The organism is Roseofilum sp. KMC-1 (genome assembly GCF_057802075.1).
Map to the genome: position 1 here is coordinate 2665391 of NZ_CM173605.1, position 19018 is coordinate 2684408.

Consider the following 19018-nt stretch of genomic DNA (forward strand, 5'->3'; position numbering starts at 1 on the left):
GGGAATGGGGGAGTAGGGGAATAGGGGAGAGGGTAACTTTTATCGAGTTAATGGTCTGACACAGGTTAAGATGATCTCAGTAGATGGCAAAGCCTTTTAAAAATAAGAACCCTTTGACCAGCTCCTTTAAGAGTTAAACCATGAAAAGACGAGATATACTGCGCTGGGGAACATCAGCCGCGTTGGGATGGAGTGCAACTTCTGTATTGAATGCCTGTCGCCGTTTGTCCCCCCCTTCTGCCGTTCAATTATCCCTGGAAGCCACTCGCGGTTCCCAATCAGCAAGTATTGTAGGAACTGATGCCTATCACTTTCTCAAAGACGTAGGCAAAAGATTTTCTGGTACGACTCTACGATTGGTAATAGAAGATGTACCGGGTGTAAGAGTCGCTCGCGAATTAATGCAAACCGAATTCACTCCCCTAACGGGAATCGATGTGCAATGGGATCTACTTCCCCTCCATCGCGTTTTAGGACGAATTGAGCAAGATATCGCCAGAGAAGCCGGAACCTATGACATCATGTATTGGGATCAGGCTTGGATTGGTCGTTTTCTTGAGGTTGGGGTCAATCCCAAAGAACTGCTGGAAAACAGCGAGCTGCGATATCCGAACACCAATTTTGAGGATTTTTTCCCCTCTTTAGTCGCTAACGTTGCCTCTTATAAAGGACAGTTGGCTGCCATCCCCTATGATATTCCCATATTTATCATGTTCTACCGCCCCGATATTTTGGAAGAATTGGGGTTATCTGTGCCGACGACGATGGCAGATTACTTGGGGACGATGCAAGCCATTAATGAAGCCAAAGCACCGCAAGTCTATGGAACAGTCGGCCAGTGGAAGCTAGGGCATTATAGCTTGCATTGTAATATGACGGCTTGGTTGTGGGCCCATGGCGGGTCAGTTTATTATGCCAATGGAGAGCCAGCCATTAATGACGATCGCGCGATCGCCGCCCTAGAATACATGCTGGCTCAACGACAATACGCTCCCCCCGAAGCCATAACCTGGGACTGGGATGGGGAAGGAGAAGCCTTTCGCCAAGGTCGCGCCGCCCTGTTTATCTCTTGGGGAGAAAGGTTTCCCTGGTTTGAAGAATCCTTTGGCTCCCAAATATCCGGAAGAGTCGCCGTTGCTCCTTGTCCCCAAGAAAAGGCGCTGCGTCCTTCCACTCAATGCGGCTTTGGAGAAGTGCCGGGAATCAGCCATCAAGGGGGTAGTAGTCTAGCGCTCTCTCGCTACAGCAAAAATCGAGAGGCCGCCTGGATCTTTCTGCAATGGCTCACCAGTGCCGACATTCTCACCCGCACGGCGATTCTAGCTAAAACCAACAGCACTCGCCGCAGCACCTATAGCGATCCTCGATTGAAAGCGGGGTTTGGAGACAATCCGCAAGTTACCAATTATTTTCAGGTTACCCTAGATGCTATTGAAAATCGCATGGGAACGGAACCCCACCATCCTAATTGGATTAACTTGGGTTTCGATCGCTTCCCTGTAGAACTGGGAAAACTGATGACCGACCAACAGAGCATCAAAACTACCCTAAACAATATGGCAGAAGCGGCTGCCAGAGCAACAGAAACCCTCTAACTCAATACCATGAACCCTATCCCTGGGACGATTCGCTCGCGAATTGAGCATTTCTTCAATCATTACAGCTTGCGCCATCAACTCTTAGGCGTATTTTGTTTTATTGCTCTGACTCCCCTTGCGGGCTTCGCTTGGTGGAACTACCAGACGACGCGCACCGCTTTGATTGCATCGGCCAATCAATCCCTGAATGCGGCCGCATCCCAAACGGCTGCCACCCTCGATGCCTTCATTCGCATCAATTTAACGGTTATTTTTACCGAAGCGCAACAGGAGATCCTGGCCGCCTATCTACAAGCCACACCCAGCCCGGCTGAAACGCTGAAAGAGCAGGCTCTCAATACCTTAAATAGTTTAATCGCCAAAGATAAAGTTTTCTTGGTTTCCTCCGCTCTGCTCGATACCGAGGGCAAGAATCTCCTCGATACCCAGTCCTCTCAGATGGGACGAGATGAGTCCAATCGCGACTATTTCCAAATTGCCCTAGAAACGGGAGAGCCTTTTATTTCTCATGTAGAATTTTCTGAAGTTGACGGTCAGCCTTATTTATATTTCAGCCAATCGATCCGCGATCGCCAAACCGGAGAAGTCGTTGGCGTGCTTCGCAGTCAGTACAGCGCGGCTAAACTCCAATATCTGATCCTCGAAAGTAATAATTTAGCCGGTTCTTTTTCCTTTCCTATGCTGCTTGATGAATATAATTTGCGCTTGGCCCAAGGCTATCGAGATGATGGCAATCTGCCTCAAGAAATTCTCTTTCAATTTCTCGCTCCTGTCGAACCCGAAACCCTTGAGCAGTTACAAGAAACCTATCGCTTGCCCGCTTCCCTCGCAGAAGAGAGTGCCACTCAACTAACAGAATTTGACAAATTGGCGGCCAATTTTAACCCCGATCGCCCCTACTTCAGTACCATTCTTTCTCAACAGCAGGAAATAGAATATGCTGGCGCGATCCACCTGAGCCAAACCCAACCTTGGAAAGTCGCTTATTTGCGTCCGAAATCCGTTTTTCTGCAACCAATAGACATTCAAACGAGCCATAATCTCCTGCTGGCTTTGGGAACCACTCTTGCCGCCCTTGGTGTAGGGTTTGGCATGGCGAATGTCATTTCTTCTCCCATTCAACGCTTGACTGAGACTGCCAAGCAAATCGCCGAGGGTAACTTAAGCGCCCGTGCAGACCTAGAATCGGGTAATGAAATTGGCCAATTGGCTCGCGCGTTCAATACCATGACGGCGCAGTTGCGCTCGGCAATCGATACCCTAGAAGAAAAAGTGCGCGATCGCACCTTAGAATTGGAAGCGGCTAAAGAAGCAGCAGATAGTGCCAACCAAGCCAAAAGCGAATTTTTGGCCAACATGAGCCATGAGTTGAGAACTCCTCTCAACGGCATTCTTGGCTACGCCCAAATTTTAGGACGCTCTAAAACCCTCTCCGACAAAGATAGTAAGGGTGTGAATATCATTTACCAATGCGGTTCTCACTTGCTGACTTTAATTAATGATGTCTTGGATCTCTCCAAAATCGAAGCTCGCAAACTGGAGTTAAATCCTACTGCCATTCATTTGCCCTCCCTGCTGCAAAGTGTGGTGGAAATATGCAAAATTAAAGCGGAACAAAAAGGAATTGACTTCATTTATCAGCCCAGTTCTCGACTGCCGGAGGGGGTGAAAGCCGATGAAAAACGCCTGCGACAGGTGTTAATCAATCTGTTGGGCAATGGGATGAAATTCACCGATCGCGGTTCCGTGACTCTGCGGATCGATGTTCTCGACGAGTCGGAAACCACTGCAACCCTACTTTTCCAAGTCATTGATACGGGAGTCGGCATTGCCACAGCCGATCTGAGCAAACTCTTCCAAGCTTTTGAACAAGTCGGCGATCGCCAAAAACAATCCGAAGGAACTGGGTTAGGACTAGCCATTTCCCAGCAAATTATCGGCTTAATGGGGAGCAAAATTCAAGTCAGTAGCCAATTCGGTCAGGGCAGCGAATTTTCCTTCTCGGTGTGCTTTCCCCTAGCTTTAGATTGGGCAGTACAACAGATGGGTTGGCGGGGAAGTGATAATACTGGGTATCGCTGGCGCGATCGCATCATCGGTTACCAGGGCGATCGGCTCACCCTCCTCGTCGTAGACGATCGCTGGGAAAATCGTACCGTTCTCTCCAGCTTACTCGAACCCCTCGGCTTTCAGATGATCGAAGCAGAAAACGGTCAGGAAGGTTTAGAAAAACTACGGGAGGTACAAGTCGATTTAGTCATCACCGACCTCGTTATGCCCCTCATGGACGGTTTTGAGTTCATCCAAAACATCCGGAGTTCCCAGGACTGGCAACATCACAAAATTATTGTTTCTTCTGCATCGGTGACCGAAATCGATCAATATAAAGCCATGGATGCAGGGGGCGATTGTTTCCTCAACAAACCTGTCAATTTTCGAGAGTTATTGGCAGCTATCTCGGAATGCTTGGATTTACAATGGATTTATGACGACCTAGAGGATACAGACGCGCTCTGTGAGTCAACTTCAACCCAAATTGTACCGCCAGCACCCTCTATCCTCACAACCCTATTGGATTTGGCCCAGCAAGATCGGATCAAAGATTTATGTGAGTCTTTAGAAGAACTCGCTCGGAATGATTCGACTTATATTCCTTTTGCCCAACTCTTACTCGACCTGTCCAACCAATTTGCCACTGAGGAGATTGAAAATATCCTACAACAATATCTCAGCGAAGGAGAATCTGATGGACAATAAAGCCGAAATTTTAGCCATTGACGATATACCAGCTAATTTGCGTGTCGTTGCGGATGTCTTATCTCCTGCGGGTTATATTGTGGCGACTGTAACCAGTGGCGATCGTGCCCTCAAGCGCTTACAAAACTATATTCCCGATCTCATTCTTCTGGATATTCAGATGCCAGGTATGGATGGATTTGAAACCTGTCGAAAAATTAAGGAAAACCCCGATACTGCCAACATTCCGATCATTTTTCTGACTGCCCTATCCGATGACGAGAGCATTAGGAAAGGATTTGACTTGGGAGCGGTGGATTACATTACTAAACCGTTTCGCGAGGTGGAAATGCTGGCGCGAGTGAAAACTCATTTACAGTTGCGAAACTTCATGGCACAACTGGAGCAACAAGTCCAGGAGCGCACGGCTGATTTAACCCAGGCGCTGGAAAAATTGCGATCGTCGCAAATGCAATTGGTTCAACAGGAAAAAATGGCTACCTTGGGGAATCTCGTCGCTGGTGTTGCTCACGAAATTAACAATCCTTTGGGGTTTATTGGGGGCAATCTTAGTATGCTTCAGGAATGTCTGGTCGATCTGATGGAAATTTTTAAAGGCTATCGCGAAGCATATCCTGAACCGAGTCCTCAACTGGCAGAAGCAATTCAATCCGTGGATCTCGATTTTTTGCTGGAGGATATTCCCAAAAATATTGCTTCTATGCAAAAAGGAGTGAAACGAATTGCTAATATTAGTACATCTTTGCGAACTTTTTCTCGCACAGATATGGAGGTAAAAACCGAGTTTGATTTGCATGAAGGTCTTGAGAGTACCTTAATGATCTTAAAATATCGCCTGAAAGCCAATGATAAACGCCCCGCTATTGAAGTAGTGAAAAATTATGGCGATCTTCCGGAAATCAAATGCTATCCGGGACAGCTTAATCAAGTCTTTATGAATATATTAGCGAATGGGATCGATACCCTAGATGAAAAGAGTCAAAAAAAGTCTTTTGAAGAAATAGAGAAAGAGCCTAATATTATTACTATTAAAACCGAAATAAGTGAAGACAAAAATAAAGTTATAATCAGAATTATGGATAATGGAATGGGGATGTCAGAACCGATAAAAGCTAAAATCTTTGAGCAGGGATTTACGACTAAGGAGGTGGGAAAAGGAACAGGTTTGGGCATGGCGATCGCCTGTGATATTGTCAGAGAAAAACATGGGGGGACAATCACTTGTTTTTCAGAATTGGGAGAAGGAACTGAATTTGTGATTTCCCTTCCTTTTGATCAGTAATGAGTTGAGTCATCTTCCTCGTCCCCCATTCCCCCATCCGGTTGCCTTGTGTCCCCTTTATCCGGAAAATAGAGAATAACCTCATCAAGGCTCACTAGGGATTATGGCTTTAAACTATTCAGATATTGATATCGCTGACTATATTGAACATTCCCTGTTGCATCCAACAGCAACCCCGGAGCAGGTGCAACAGTGGTGCGAACAGGCAATGGCCATGAATTTTCCTACAGTTTGTATATCTCCGGTTTATGTGCGGCAAACGGCGGATATCTTGCAGGGCAAACCGACTAAAGTGTGTACGGTGATTGGCTTTCCTACGGGTGCAACGACTCCAGGGGTGAAGCTCTATGAAGCTCAGGAAGCGGTTGAGCATGGAGCCGTAGAATTGGATGTGGTGATGAATATTGGTTTACTGAAGGCGGGAAAAACGGAAGAAGTGCATCGGGAAATGGCCCAAATTTGCGAGGAAACGGGGCAAACGGTGAAAGCGATTTTGGAAATGACGGTGTTAACGGAAGCTGAAAAACGATTAGCCGCAGAGCTGTGTTTAGATGCGGGGGTGGCATTTTTGAAAACGAGTACGGGTTGGCAAGGGGGGGCAACGGTGGAGGATGTGAAGTTATTGAAGTCTATTAGCCATGGGAATGTGGGGATTAAAGCTGCTGGTGGGATTCGGAATGTGGAACAGGCTTATGCCTTAATTGAGGCTGGAGCGACAAGATTAGGGACTTCACGGGGGATGATGTTGATTGAGGAGCGGGATAGGGTAATGGGTGAGGGGTAATATCAATGAACAATTAACAATTAATGTTGATATTATGAGTCAAACGTATAAGGCGACGGGTATTAATTTGAAGGGAATGCCTATGGGGGAATCTGACCGGTTGTTAACGGTGTTAACTGCGGAATATGGGTTAATTCGGGCGATCGCCCCTGGAGCAAGAAAAGCGAAATCGAGTTTGGGGGGGCGCAGTGGGTTGTTGGTGGTGAATGAGTTGTTGGTGGTGAAGGGGCGATCGCTCGATAAAATTATTCAGGCGCAAACGATTCAATCTTATCCTAAATTAAGTCAACATTTACTCAAACTGACGGCGAGTCAATACTTAGCTGAATTAGTCCTCTGTCAGGCTCTCACAGATCGCCCCCAAAGTGACCTCTACGATCTGCTGCTGCTCCATCTCGATCGCCTGGAAGCCAGCAGTCTCAATCTTACTTTACCCCATCTGATCCAGGGGATCTTTCATCTGCTGGCCCTGGCGGGGATTGCCCCCCAAGTGCAACAGTGTTGCCGTACTGGAAAGGCGATCGCGCCTAATTTCCACGATCCCCATTGGCAAATCCAATTTAATCTCGTCTCCGGGGGCATTGTGAGCCAGGAAAAAGAGCTACAACAATTTCAGGCTAAGGAATCTGGAGCTAGGTATCAAGTACAAAAGCAGTCGCGGCGATTGGGGCAACCTACAGAATTTTCCCTCAATGCCACTCAATTATGGACGCTACAACATCTAGCGGGGCCAGAACTCCCTAAACTAGAACAAGGAACAGAAAATCTCTGGACTTCCCTAGAAAACCTCCTGCGTGCCTATGCCCAATATCACTTCGATCGCCCGATCCGAGCCGCAACCCTTATGGAACCTTGCCTTGCTAACTTGCCGAAAGACCACTGAACCTTAAATCCTATGGCCCTATCCAAAACCGATGTAGAAATTCCCACTCAACCCCCTACCCCCAATCCTCCCCCGCTCCCTCCGAGTTTGGGTAAAGTGCTAAAAAACCGCAACTTTCTGACCTTGTGGAGCGGTCAAGTTTTTTCCCAGTTAGCGGATAAAGTCTATCTGGTATTAATGATTGCGATTATTACCAGCCACTTTGAACATCAGGGACAAAGCATTAGCGGTTGGGTGTCGGCGATCATGATTGCGTTTACCATTCCTGCGGTTCTGTTTGGTTCCTTAGCGGGGGTATTTGTGGATCGCTGGCCGAAAAAATCGGTCTTGGTTCTGACCAATTTACTCCGGGGGGCGTTTGTGCTTACGATTCCCTTGTGTCTAAGCCTCTCTAGGGGTATTAACTTGGCGATCGATATTCCCCTTGGCTTTGCCCTGCTCTTGGGGATTACGTTTGCTGTCTCTACCCTCACTCAATTCTTTGCTCCTGCTGAACAGGCGATCATTCCCCTGATTGTCAAGCCCTATCTGCTGTTGCCTGCCAATTCCCTCTACACTTCCACGATGATGGCCTCAATTATCCTGGGGTTTGCTCTCGGAGATCCGCTTCTCAATCTGGCTGGCCTCTGGTTGGCTCCCCTTTTAGGCCATAGTGAACTGGGTAAAGAATTCTTGGTCGGTGGTGCTTATCTGTTGGCGGGTTTGATTTTGTTGCTGGTGAATACCCAAGAAAATACTTATCCCCCAGACCACGAACACCCCCATGTTTTGCAGGATCTGCGGGATGGGTTGCAGTATTTGCGCGATCGCCATCGGGTGCGTAATGCGATTTTACAACTGATTATTCTCTCCTGTATTTTTGCGGCTTTAGCTGTTTTGGCGGTGCGTATTGCAGAAATAATTCCCAATCTGGAACCCTCCCAATTTGGCTTTTTATTAGCTGCTGGCGGTATCGGTTTAGGCATTAGCGCTACACTGGTGGGAGAATTTGGCCATGGTTGGGGATCGAATGCCCAATTGAGCCTGATCGGATCGATGGGGATGGCTGGATCGTTGGTGGGTTTGTCGTTTACGGTTCAATATTTGGGATGGTCTCTGTTTTGGATCAGTTGTTTAGGGGCATCGGCTGCTTTAATTGGTATTCCCATGCAAACGACGATTCAATCCCAAACATCGGAAGCGATGCGCGGTAAGGTGTTCGGACTCCAAAATAATGCCATTAATATTGCCTTGAGCTTTCCCCTGGCTTTGGTGAGTGTGGCAGAAGCTTGGCTGGGCATTCAGTTGGTTTTACTGGCTTTAGCCCTCTTGGTCTTCGCAGGGGGAGTCTCAACCTGGTATATTTTCCGTACAGGAGGTCGAGATACAGGGCGATCGTCTCCTACCTAATCATGTCGGGCCATCGTTGGCGATACGGCAGTTTGGACGACAAAAGACCCCCTATCCTCCCATCTCCCTATCCCCCCATCCCCTTTTTGGCAATTGAATGCATATCGCTTGGCTTGGTAAAAAATCTCCTTTCTGTGGTAATGTCACTTATTCCCGTGAGGTGACGAATGCGTTGCTCGATCGGGGACATCAGGTGAGCTTTTTTCATTTTGCTGCGGAGGATGGATTGGCGGAACTGCTATCAAATAGCAGTCAAGGGTCTGGGAAAGGATGGCCGGATTGTCCAGAAGTATCGATTCCTTGTTTGTATAAATCGACGATTTATACGATTCCGACGTTGAGTTCGTCTAAGGTTTTAGCGCGATCGCTCCATTCCCTAAAACCGGATTTGGTTCATGCGTCTTTAACCCTGTCTCCTTTGGATTTTCTGTTGCCGGAAATCTGCCAAGATCTCAACTTACCTTTGGTGGCGACGTTTCATCCGGCCTTTGACCGCAAGTTGCGTAATTTTTCTTCGGGAACTCAACAATTGACTTATCAACTCTATGCCCCTTGTTTGGCTAATTATGATAAAACGATTGTTTTTTCTCAGATCCAGCGCGAGATTTTGATTAAGCTGGGGGTTCCTGCTTCTAAAGTGGTGGTGATTCCGAATGGGGTGGATGCGCTGAAATATTCCCCCGGCCCGTCTTTGATTAAGCAGGATTTGCAGGCAGAGCGGTTATTTTTGTATCAAGGACGGATTGCGATCGAGAAAAATGTGGAGTCTCTGCTGAAGGCTTGGAAAATGTCGGATTTGGGTGCGGGCTGTAAGTTGGCGATCGTGGGAACTGGCCCCCTGAAAACAGCCCTCAGCGCTTCTTATGGCTCAGAACAGGGCGTGATTTGGTTGGGGTTTATTGGGGATGAGCAGCAACGGATAGAGATTTTACGAGGAACTGATGTATTTATTTTACCTTCTTTTGTGGAGGGGTTATCCCTGTCTCTGTTGGAGGCGATGGCCTGCGGAACGGCTTGTCTGGCAACGGATGTGGGGGCGGATGGTGAGGTTTTAGAAAAGGGTGCAGGGGTGATTTTGAACGCAAACCGCGTTACCACGGAGTTACAAACTTTGCTGCCTTTGTTTCGAGACCATCCGGAATTCAGTGTTATGCTAGGACAAAAGGCTCGGCAACGGGTACTAGAGCGCTATACCCTGAATCGTAATATTTCTCAGGTGGAACAGCTTTATGATGAGGTGATTAAACAGGGTAATGATGCTGCTTATGGGAGTTTGGTGAATTAAGTGCCCTCTCCCTATAGCCCTCTCTCAGTGGGGGATGAGGGCAGGCGACTTACGATAGGGTATCGGGATCGATGTTTAACTGTCGGAGTTTTTCCCGGAGTTGTTGTAAATCGGATTCTGCGCGATCGGCTCTTTGTCGCTCGGCTTCTTTTTCCTGGCGTTCGCTCTCTAGCTCTAATTCAGCAGTATCGGCTCTTTCTTGTTGGCGATCGGCTCTTTCTTGTTCTCGCACTGCCACTTCTTCCGGCAACAGTACCAAATTACCCTGAGCATCATAAAAGCGCAACCAAGGGGCATTTTCTTTCATCAACTCCCCATTCCAGGTTCCCAAGTATAAACCCAAACTCTCACACCATAGCCAGCCGCGATCGTTTGGCGCTATTTCATCATACTTGCGCTTTCCGCTTAAATTCCATCCCTGTAATGACTCAGAGTCGAACGGATCGTAGATAAAATAATCGTTAGTTTTCCAGACTTTTTCATACAATTCTTTCTTCTGATTGCGGTCAACTTGTGCCGTTGAAGAAGACATCAATTCCACAATCACATCGGGATACCGTCCTTGCTCTTCCCACAAGATCCAACTGCGGCGCTCAAGGGTTCCATCTACATCTAAGACTACAAAAAAATCGGGGCCGCGAAAATCCTGGTTTCGTGCTTGTGCGCTACTGTAGTAGACGAACATATTCCCACCCGCGTAATAGTCATTGCGTCCTTGGTAGGCTTGATGTAAGGAGGCAATCAAGACATTCATGGCGATGCGATGGCGGTTGCTTTCCAAGGGTTCTCCGTCGTCGTAAGGTAAGTCGGTTGGCGGAAGGGGAATGACTTCTTCTGCTTGTGGTTCAGTCTGAGGTAATTTTTCGTCAATAAGTTGGACTGACATGGCTTTTTCCCTCAACACTCGGTTATCACAGTATAACTGAATTTCCCCTCTGGATTATGCCCGTGATTTATCAGAGTTTGAAACGGTTGCCTAATGAGTTTAAGATTCTTGTATTGTTAAGGGTACAGATCTTAATGCCACAATTAATTGTTATTGCTGGGCCCAACGGGGCGGGAAAATCGACAAGTGCGCCGATCTTGAATCGAGAAACCCGGTTTCTCATCCCCTTGTTTTAAAACAGCGTAGTAAAATCATCTTCATTTTCTGGAATTAAATATAAGCTGCAAATTCGTTCAACTTCCAGCCTTTAATGGTAAAAAAAGCTGTAGCAATCCGAATAGTGTGATCGGTCTTTTGTAACTGTTCGGTAATCCACTCTAAGGATTCGCCTGACTCAAACCAACATAAGGGTTTTGTGTTAGATGGAGTAAGTGTATTCATTTTATGCTGTAGTGGTAAGATATACATCCACTATAGCAATAATTTACTGTAATCAGTAACCACCCTTATCATGGAGATCAAACTTAAGGTTTAATGTTTGATCGCTCTTATGAGATAATAATAAATTGGTCTAAATGGGAGCAATACAGAATGCGACTGTCACAAATGCTGTTTAATACCCTGCGAGATGACCCAGCAGAAGCAGAAATTCCCAGCCATAAGTTGTTGGTTCGGGCGGGATATATTCGTCGAATTGGTAGCGGACTCTATGCTTATCTTCCCCTAATGTGGCGGGTTTTGCAAAAGGTCTCCCAAATTGTACGCAAGGAAATGAATGCGACGGGGGCCCAGGAATGTTTGCTACCCCAACTCCAACCGTCGGATCTCTGGCAAGAGTCGGGACGGTGGGATACCTATACGAAAGCTGAGGGGATCATGTTTGCGTTGCAGGATCGGCAAAAGCGGGAGTTGGGGTTGGGGCCTACCCATGAGGAGGTGATTACGGCGATCGCCCGTGATATGATTCGTTCCTATCGGCAATTACCGGTTCATCTGTATCAAATTCAAACCAAGTTCCGGGATGAAATTCGCCCCCGGTTTGGCCTGATGCGGGGTCGAGAATTTATCATGAAGGATGGCTATTCCTTTCATACTGACCGGGAAAGTTTGCAACAGACGTATCAAGATATGGATCGGGCCTATCGGAATATGCTGCGGCGCTGCGGTCTCAAGTTCCAACCGGTGCAAGCGGACTCTGGAGCTATTGGCGGTGGTGTTTCCCAGGAGTTTATGGTATTGGCTGATGCCGGAGAAGATGAGGTTCTTTACACGGAAGATAGCCAGTATGCAGCCAATGTAGAAAAGGCTGTTTCTCTTCCGGCTGAGGCGCAACCCTCTCCATTTACAGAGTATAAAAAGGTGGAAACGCCGAATACGAACACCATTGCCACCCTGTGCGAGTCCCTTAGTTGTGATGCGACCAATACGGTAAAAAATGTACTGTATCAGACCGTTTATGATAACGGCATGACGGTATTGGTGCTGGTGAGTATTCGCGGCGATCAAGAGGTGAATGAGGTGAAGCTCTCCAATGAGTTGACTGCTCTGGCTCCAGAATACGGCGCGAAGGCGGTTTTAGCCCTCACCGTTCCCGATCCGGAAGCGCAGAGCAAATGGGCGGCAAAACCTTTACCCTTGGGGTATATCGATCCGGGATTAGGGGATGAGTATATTACGCAACAGGAGAATTTAGCGCCCAAGTTTCTACGCTTGGTAGACAAAACGGCAGTGGATCTGCAAAATTTTGCCACGGGAGCCAATGAGACAGGGTATCATGTGGTGGGTGCAAATTGGGGCGCACAGTTTATTTTACCCGATCGCATTGTGGATGTGCGAACAGCAAAAGCGGGCGATCGCGCTGTGCATGACCCGAATCAAATATTACAAACTGCCAGAGGGATTGAAGTCGGTCATATTTTCCAGTTGGGAACTAAGTATTCTGAAGCCATGAATGCCACCTTTACCAGCGAACAGGGGGAAGAATTGCCCTGTTTTATGGGCTGTTATGGGGTGGGCGTATCTCGCCTCGCCCAAGCTGCGGTGGAACAGTCCTATGATAAAAATGGCATCATTTGGCCGGTGGCGATCGCCCCCTATACGGTAATCATTTGTGTCCCCAATATTACCGATTCTCAACAGATGGACGTTGCCGAAAAGCTCTATCAAGACTTGCAACAAGCGGGAATAGAAGTCTTACTCGATGACCGAAATGAGCGAGCCGGGGTAAAATTCAAAGATGCCGACTTAATTGGCATTCCCTATCGCTTAGTCACCGGCAGAGCCATCAAATCTGGTAAAGTAGAGTGTGTAGAGCGAGCAACCCTCGCTTCTGAGGAAGTGGCTCTAGACCAAGTAGTTTCGGTTCTCCAAGATCGGATTCAAACGGCTTTAAACCCCTAAAAACCGCATCAGTGAGACATTTTCAAACAGGCACAGTACCATAGGAGAGTTCATCGCTAAATGAGGACTTTCTGGACTGTGCCTAAATTTTAGGGATGCAGACAGGATCTAAGCTCATCATTTATTCTGTCAGAAATTAATGGAACGCCGAGAACTGATTCAATTAAGCGCCTTTATCCTTTTTCCAGGGATAGTATTCACCCTACTTGATAGTTTAATATCTGGTATGTTTGCGGGCATAGTGGGGGGAATAATGGGTTTTTCTTATACCTATCCTGCCTTGGGACTGTGGGCTTTTTTAATCTACATGCCATTTGGTGGAACCGTAACTCATGCAATCGCCGACAGTAACCCCATACTCCACCTCGTTAAAGATTTCTTTTATCTCCCTGCTCTCATCTCCATCTTAATCCACGATCGCGACTATCTCAAACCCTTTTGGCACAAAATAAAACCCCTCTACATTCCCCTATTTGTCCTAGTCTTAATTACATTCGCTCACTTTTTCTGGATTAACATCATTAGCGAAAGCTTCAATCCCACCCTAGGCAATCAAACCCTGATGGGAATTGTGGGGATTAAAACTTTATTAAGCTATATTCCCCTCATCCTTTGCGCCTATTACCTCATTCATGGTAAAGAAGAATTATTCTTTTTTCTCAGACTCCACACCATTCTGATTTTAATCTGTTGCGTCCTAGGATTTATTCAATATTTACTCTTAACCAAAGGCATTTGTCCAGGCAGTAGACCCCTTTCCGGAGAACAGCTCTATCGTGCCAGTCTAGATGCCCATTGCTTTATCGGTGGAGCCGTTTTATATAATCCTAATGCTGGATTAATTCGGTTGCCAGGCACATTTGTTGCCCCTTGGCAATGGGGCTGGTTTCTCATCTCTAGTGTCTTTTTTCTCTTCGCTCTTGACATGAGCGATCCAGACAAGAAATGGCGGATTATGAGTGCCATTGGCACAGGACTTTTAATTATCATGGCCATTTTTTCTGGTCAAAGAATTGCCCTGGCATTAGTGCCGATCATTTTTATCGTTTTACAATTGCTCACTACTTCAAATAAAAAACGATTACCCTTAAAATGGGGAGCCGCCATTGTCGCTAGTGCCGTGATTATTCAAACCGTGAATCGAGTAGAACAGCGCATAGAAAGCCTGGTGGATCGCTGGACTGTTTCACCACCCCTAGATTTTATGAGGGATCAATGGCAATGGGTTTTGAATCAGCAAGATAGATTTTGGGGAAAAGGCATTGGTACAGCCACAAATGCGGCACGAAAATTTGCCCCAACTCGGTTAATTGAAACTTTCCATGCTAAGGTTCTCTATGAAATTGGCCCTTTTGGGTTGCTGGCGTTTTTAGCTCTTGTTTTTCTGGTGGCTTTTCTGACTTTTCAAGTCTATCGTTCTTTGCAAAATTCGGGTTGGCAGAAAATGTCCCTTTGTTTGTGGATTTTTATTCTAATTGTCAGCTTTTTTCCCTATTATTATCCTTTAGATGTCGATCCCGTAGCCGTGTATTATTGGTTTATTGTCGGAGTCTTGCTGAAGTTACCAGAGATAGAGATCTCCTCAAAATCTCTCTAACATACCATGAGGCTCTTCCTATACCATTGTAGGGGTTTTCCGGCCGTTTTCGGTTGTCGCCGACATGAAACGCTTCGCGACATGAAACGCCCCTACACCCTGTTTATTTCTCCTTTGAAAACCCTATCGCATTATGCATCAACCCTTCCAGTTTTCGATCCAAGCCCAATGCTCCCAAACGCAAGCTAGAGCAGCAACATTTTTAACTCCCCACGGGAAAGTAGAAACGCCTAAATTTATGCCGGTGGGAACCTTAGCGACGGTAAAAGCGCTGACTCCTGCCCAACTAAAAGGGACGGGCGCTCAAATGGTTTTAGCCAATACTTATCATTTGCATCTGCAACCGGGAGAAGATTTGATTGCTCGTGGGGGAGGGTTGCATCGGTTCATGGGATGGGATGGCCCCATGTTAACTGATTCTGGAGGGTTTCAGGTTTTTAGTTTAGCCAGCTTACGCACAATTCAGGAAGAGGGGGTAAAATTTCGATCGCCCAGAGATGGACGAGTTATTAATCTTACCCCAGAAAAGGCGATCGCCATCCAAAACCAGCTCGGTGCAGATGTGATCATGGCATTTGACGAATGCCCCCCCTATCCCGCCTCCAAAGAGGCAGTGATAGCTGCTACAGAGCGCACCTATCGCTGGCTAAAACGCTGCATAGCCGCCCATAATCGCCCCGATCAGGCCTTATTTGGCATCGTTCAGGGGGGAGTATATCCTGGCTTGAGAACCGCCGCCGCCGAGCAATTAGTCGCCCTCAATTTGCCCGGTTATGCCATTGGTGGCGTGAGTGTGGGGGAACCGGGAGATCTCATTAACCAAATTGTCAAAGTAACCGCTCCCCTTCTACCCGCAGAAAAACCCCGCTATCTCATGGGAGTGGGAACTTATAAAGAAATGGTACAGGCGATCGCCTCCGGCATCGATGTCTTTGATTGCGTCATCCCCACCCGGTTAGCCCGTCATGGAGCCGTATTCGTGCGGGGAGAGCGCTGGAATATTAAAAACGCCCAATTTAGAGAAGACTTTGCTCCCCTCGATGCCGAATGTCCCTGTTATACCTGTCAAAATTTTAGCCGCGCCTATTTGGGGCATTTATGGCGCTGTCGCGAACTGTTGGTATATACGCTGCTGTCGATCCACAATATTACTGAATTAGTGCGCTTTACCGAACGCATTCGAGCAGCTATTTTAGGCGATCGCTTCCTCACTGAATTTGGCCATTATCTTGCCCCTCCAGAAAGCCATCAGTACCATTGAAATATAACCCTTCTGAAAACCTCTTTATGCCCCCTCTCCCGTGGGAGAGGGAGTTGGGGGAGAAGGCAATTCTCTCTAATCTCCTCAACCCTAAATATGATAGGCACTAAATCCATTAATCCAAAAGTAACCATTCCTCCCCTAGAAAACGGCGACAAGCTCACTCGCACAGAATTTGAACGCCGTTATCATGCCATGCCTGATCACAAAAAAGCCGAATTAATCGAAGGAAATGAACAACATATTAAACTGCAACCCAATACAGACGGGATTATAAAATCCCAAATTTTCCCTCGATTATACCTAAACAAAGCCGCTTTATTAGCCGGTGACTTAGCTCAGGTATTCGCTACTCTCCAAATTGGATTCGCCACCCCTGAACATCAATCCTTTGTAAATTAATAAACCATGCTAACCTACCAACCCAATTTTCTATCATTATAATAATATAATGTCACAAAACTTAATTGATCGCAACTTGACAATACAGAAAGTTAAATATAGCATTAGCGTATAATCCTGCAAGAGAAAAAACTCCCAGGAAAAACAAACATCGAAGAGGGAAATAATTTATGAAAACCCAAAAACTGACTCCCGCAACTGTTGCTCCTGTTCAGCGCCAAAACATCGCTACTGTTTCCGTCGATCAAAATGGCATATCTGCCCAAGTAAAACAGGTGTTAGATAGCGGCATTATTATGCATTATCCTTTTGCTGGAGACGACGCTGAATAAATTTCCTCTGATTTCACTGAAGCTTAATTTAACCCTATATTTTCAGTGAAATAATTGTAAATTATTAGGAGAAACAACCCCTGTTATGGAGCTTGACACCCCTTCATTAGCATAGGGTTTTCTCCTTATTTTTATGCCTTTAATAATGTTTAAAATAACTACAATTTCTGGACTTTCAGAACTGCAAAAAAAAACTCAAGGTACATCCGATATTAGCATTGCTATCCTTGATGGAGTAGTCGATACCAACCACCCCTGCTTTGAGAGCGCTAACCTTACCCGACTCCCCACTCTAGTACAACAGCAAGCCACTACCGGAGAAATGTCCACCCATGGTACTCATATTGCCAGCCTCATCTTTGGCCAACCCAAAACCGAATTAGAAGGAATAGCCCCGAACTGTAGAGGGATACTCGCTCCTGTATTCGCAGACGACAACCGCAAACTCTCCCAAATTGACCTTGCCCGTGCTATCGAACAAGCGGCTGAAAACGGCGCAAACATCATCAACATCAGTGGCGGTTCCTTGACCGAAATGGGAGAGTCTGAAGACTGGCTCGATAAAGCCGTTCAAATGTGCCGGGACAGAAATATTCTCATCGTTGCGGCTGCCGGAAACGATGGCTGCGACTGCCTTCATATCCCTGCTGCCCTTCCCGCCGTTTTAGCGGTGGGAGCCACCGATGCCAGAGGTCATCCCCTTGACTTTAGTAACTGGGGAGAAACCTACCAAACCCAAGGCATCCTTGCTCCTGGCGAAAACATTCAAGGGGCCAAACCTGGAGGAGGCACAGTCTGTTTGAGCGGTACAAGCTTTGCTGCTCCTATTATTACAGGAGTCGCAGCCTTGTTATTGAGCTTACAAGTGCAACGGGGAGAAGACCCCAACCCGCAAGCCGTCAGAGAAGCCCTCTTAGCAACTTCCCTCCCCTGCGAATTTTCCGGGACTGAACATCACCGAAAATGCCTAGCCGGAGTGTTAAACATTCCCGGCGCACTAAAACACCTAACAGGAGAAACCATGTCTGACTCTCTAGAAACACAAGATACTCCAGCCCAAACGGAAACTGAACAGATAGAAGCCTCTGGCTGTGGTTGTGGGGGGACACCAGAACCCCCTGAAATGGTTGCCAACATTGAAAGCAAGCCTGGAATTATAGCAGCACAAACCCCTGCCCCCGTAAACCCTGTTATGTCTCAAGGAGTCTCTATGCCAGAACCAAGTAACCCTATCTTCCCCAGCCAAAATGCTCAACCCGCAGGCGGCATCGTCTACGCTATTGGAACCCTAGGGTATGATTTCGGAACAGAAGCCCGCAGGGACACCTTTAAACAGCTCATGCCTGCCATTATCCTGGGTGGAACCCAAGTTCCCGCCAACCCCTATGATGCCCGTCAAATGGTGGATTACTTAAGAGAAAACCTTTCCGAAGCCAAATCCTTAATCTGGACGCTCAACCTAGAACTAACCCCCATTTATGCCATTGAACCGGTTGGTTCTTTTTCCCGTGAAGTCTATTCGTTGCTGCAACAATTTCTTTCTGGCCAAGTGCAAGCAGAAGATAGCGAAGACTATATTGAGCGCATCAGTATTCCTGGACGCATTACCGGCCGCACTGTTCGTTTATTCTCTGGTCAAGTTGTGCCCGTTATTGAACCAGAAAGCCCTCGCGGGATGTATGGTTGGCATGTCAATACCCTGGTCAATTCTGCCCTAGAAGCAGTTGGTGCAGAACATACTGAAGCTGACGAAGGACAAATGCGCCGCACCCTGAGCAGTTTCCTGAACCGTATTTACTATGACCTCCGCAACCTGGGGCAAACCTCCCAAGACCGCGCCCTTAACTTTGCTGCGACCAATGCCTTCCAAGCGGCTCAAACCTTCTCTGAAGCTGTGGGGGCAGGGATGGAACTCGATAGTATTAACGTTGCTAAGAGTCCATTTTGCCGTATGGATAGTGACTGCTGGGATGTACAATTAAAGTTTTTCGATCCCGAAAATAGCCGCCGGGCTAAGAAAATCTTCCGCTTTACTATTGATGTGAGCGATTTGATTCCGGTTACTTTAGGTGAAGTGCGTTCTTGGTCTTCTCCGTATTAGTAAGGATGAGTAGGTTGGATATTTTCAACCCAACCTACTGTTTTGATCGCAACTGGAACTG

Annotated in this window: 14 protein-coding genes and 1 pseudogene; 13 read left to right on the top strand and 2 right to left on the bottom strand. The window is 47.0% G+C overall.

All coding sequences use genetic code 11. The annotated features are described in order from the left end of the window. Positions 1-140 precede the first annotated feature (140 nt). The 7 genes from AC3FZD_RS12530 (at position 141) to AC3FZD_RS12560 (ending at position 9978) form a co-directional block, all read left to right on the top strand. Positions 141-1595 carry an ABC transporter substrate-binding protein gene (locus AC3FZD_RS12530; RefSeq protein WP_488736350.1) on the top strand — a complete coding sequence of 485 codons (1455 nt, stop codon included), beginning with the start codon at positions 141-143 and terminating at the stop codon, positions 1593-1595. Positions 1596-1604: 9 nt separating this feature from the next. After that, a complete protein-coding gene (locus AC3FZD_RS12535) occupies positions 1605-4355 on the top strand; it encodes an ATP-binding protein (RefSeq protein WP_488736351.1) in 2751 nt (916 codons plus the stop codon). Beyond that, entirely contained in the window at positions 4345-5637 is a 1293-nt protein-coding gene (locus AC3FZD_RS12540) for a sensor histidine kinase (RefSeq protein ID WP_488736352.1), read from the top strand. Before AC3FZD_RS12535 ends, AC3FZD_RS12540 begins: the two co-directional genes overlap by 11 nt. A 103-nt stretch (positions 5638-5740) precedes the next feature. After that, positions 5741-6421 carry a deoxyribose-phosphate aldolase gene (gene deoC, locus AC3FZD_RS12545; protein ID WP_488736353.1) on the top strand — a complete coding sequence of 227 codons (681 nt, stop codon included), beginning with the start codon at positions 5741-5743 and terminating at the stop codon, positions 6419-6421. A 34-nt stretch (positions 6422-6455) separates the two neighbouring features. Continuing rightward, positions 6456-7304 carry a DNA repair protein RecO gene (gene recO / locus AC3FZD_RS12550; RefSeq protein WP_488736354.1) on the top strand — a complete coding sequence of 283 codons (849 nt, stop codon included), beginning with the start codon at positions 6456-6458 and terminating at the stop codon, positions 7302-7304. Positions 7305-7316: 12 nt separating this feature from the next. Beyond that, the gene (locus AC3FZD_RS12555) at positions 7317-8693 is read left to right on the top strand and encodes an MFS transporter (protein ID WP_488736355.1); all 1377 of its coding nucleotides are present in this window, start codon (positions 7317-7319) and stop codon (positions 8691-8693) included. Positions 8694-8790: 97 nt separating this feature from the next. After that, positions 8791-9978 carry a glycosyltransferase family 4 protein gene (locus tag AC3FZD_RS12560; RefSeq protein WP_488736356.1) on the top strand — a complete coding sequence of 396 codons (1188 nt, stop codon included), beginning with the start codon at positions 8791-8793 and terminating at the stop codon, positions 9976-9978. 49 nt (positions 9979-10027) lie between these two features. On the opposite strand, the gene AC3FZD_RS12565 is transcribed toward AC3FZD_RS12560, so the two are convergent. Next, positions 10028-10864: a Uma2 family endonuclease gene (locus tag AC3FZD_RS12565; RefSeq protein ID WP_488736357.1), complete on the bottom strand. Its 837-nt coding sequence runs from the start codon at positions 10862-10864 to the stop codon at positions 10028-10030. 270 nt (positions 10865-11134) lie between these two features. Next, positions 11135-11305 (bottom strand): hypothetical protein, encoded by a 171-nt coding sequence (locus AC3FZD_RS12570; protein ID WP_488736358.1) that lies wholly within the window; start codon positions 11303-11305, stop codon positions 11135-11137. 150 nt (positions 11306-11455) lie between these two features. Here AC3FZD_RS12570 and proS point away from each other — a divergent pair, with 150 nt between their 5' ends. From proS to AC3FZD_RS12600, 6 genes and pseudogenes are all read left to right on the top strand, one after another. Next, positions 11456-13264 carry a proline--tRNA ligase gene (gene proS / locus AC3FZD_RS12575; protein ID WP_488736359.1) on the top strand — a complete coding sequence of 603 codons (1809 nt, stop codon included), beginning with the start codon at positions 11456-11458 and terminating at the stop codon, positions 13262-13264. A 253-nt stretch (positions 13265-13517) separates the two neighbouring features. After that, entirely contained in the window at positions 13518-14861 is a 1344-nt protein-coding gene (locus tag AC3FZD_RS12580; protein WP_488736360.1) for a hypothetical protein, read from the top strand. 133 nt (positions 14862-14994) lie between these two features. Beyond that, positions 14995-16122: a tRNA guanosine(34) transglycosylase Tgt gene (gene tgt, locus AC3FZD_RS12585; RefSeq protein ID WP_488736361.1), complete on the top strand. Its 1128-nt coding sequence runs from the start codon at positions 14995-14997 to the stop codon at positions 16120-16122. Between the two features lie 96 nt (positions 16123-16218). Beyond that, positions 16219-16353, top strand: a pseudogene (locus AC3FZD_RS12590) (Uma2 family endonuclease); the annotation flags it as partial. A 341-nt stretch (positions 16354-16694) separates the two neighbouring features. Next, positions 16695-16856, top strand: coding sequence for an anacyclamide/piricyclamide family prenylated cyclic peptide (locus AC3FZD_RS12595; protein WP_488736362.1), 162 nt, complete (start codon positions 16695-16697; stop codon positions 16854-16856). Between the two features lie 145 nt (positions 16857-17001). Then, positions 17002-18957 carry a S8 family peptidase gene (locus AC3FZD_RS12600; RefSeq protein WP_488736363.1) on the top strand — a complete coding sequence of 652 codons (1956 nt, stop codon included), beginning with the start codon at positions 17002-17004 and terminating at the stop codon, positions 18955-18957. Positions 18958-19018 lie beyond the last annotated feature (61 nt).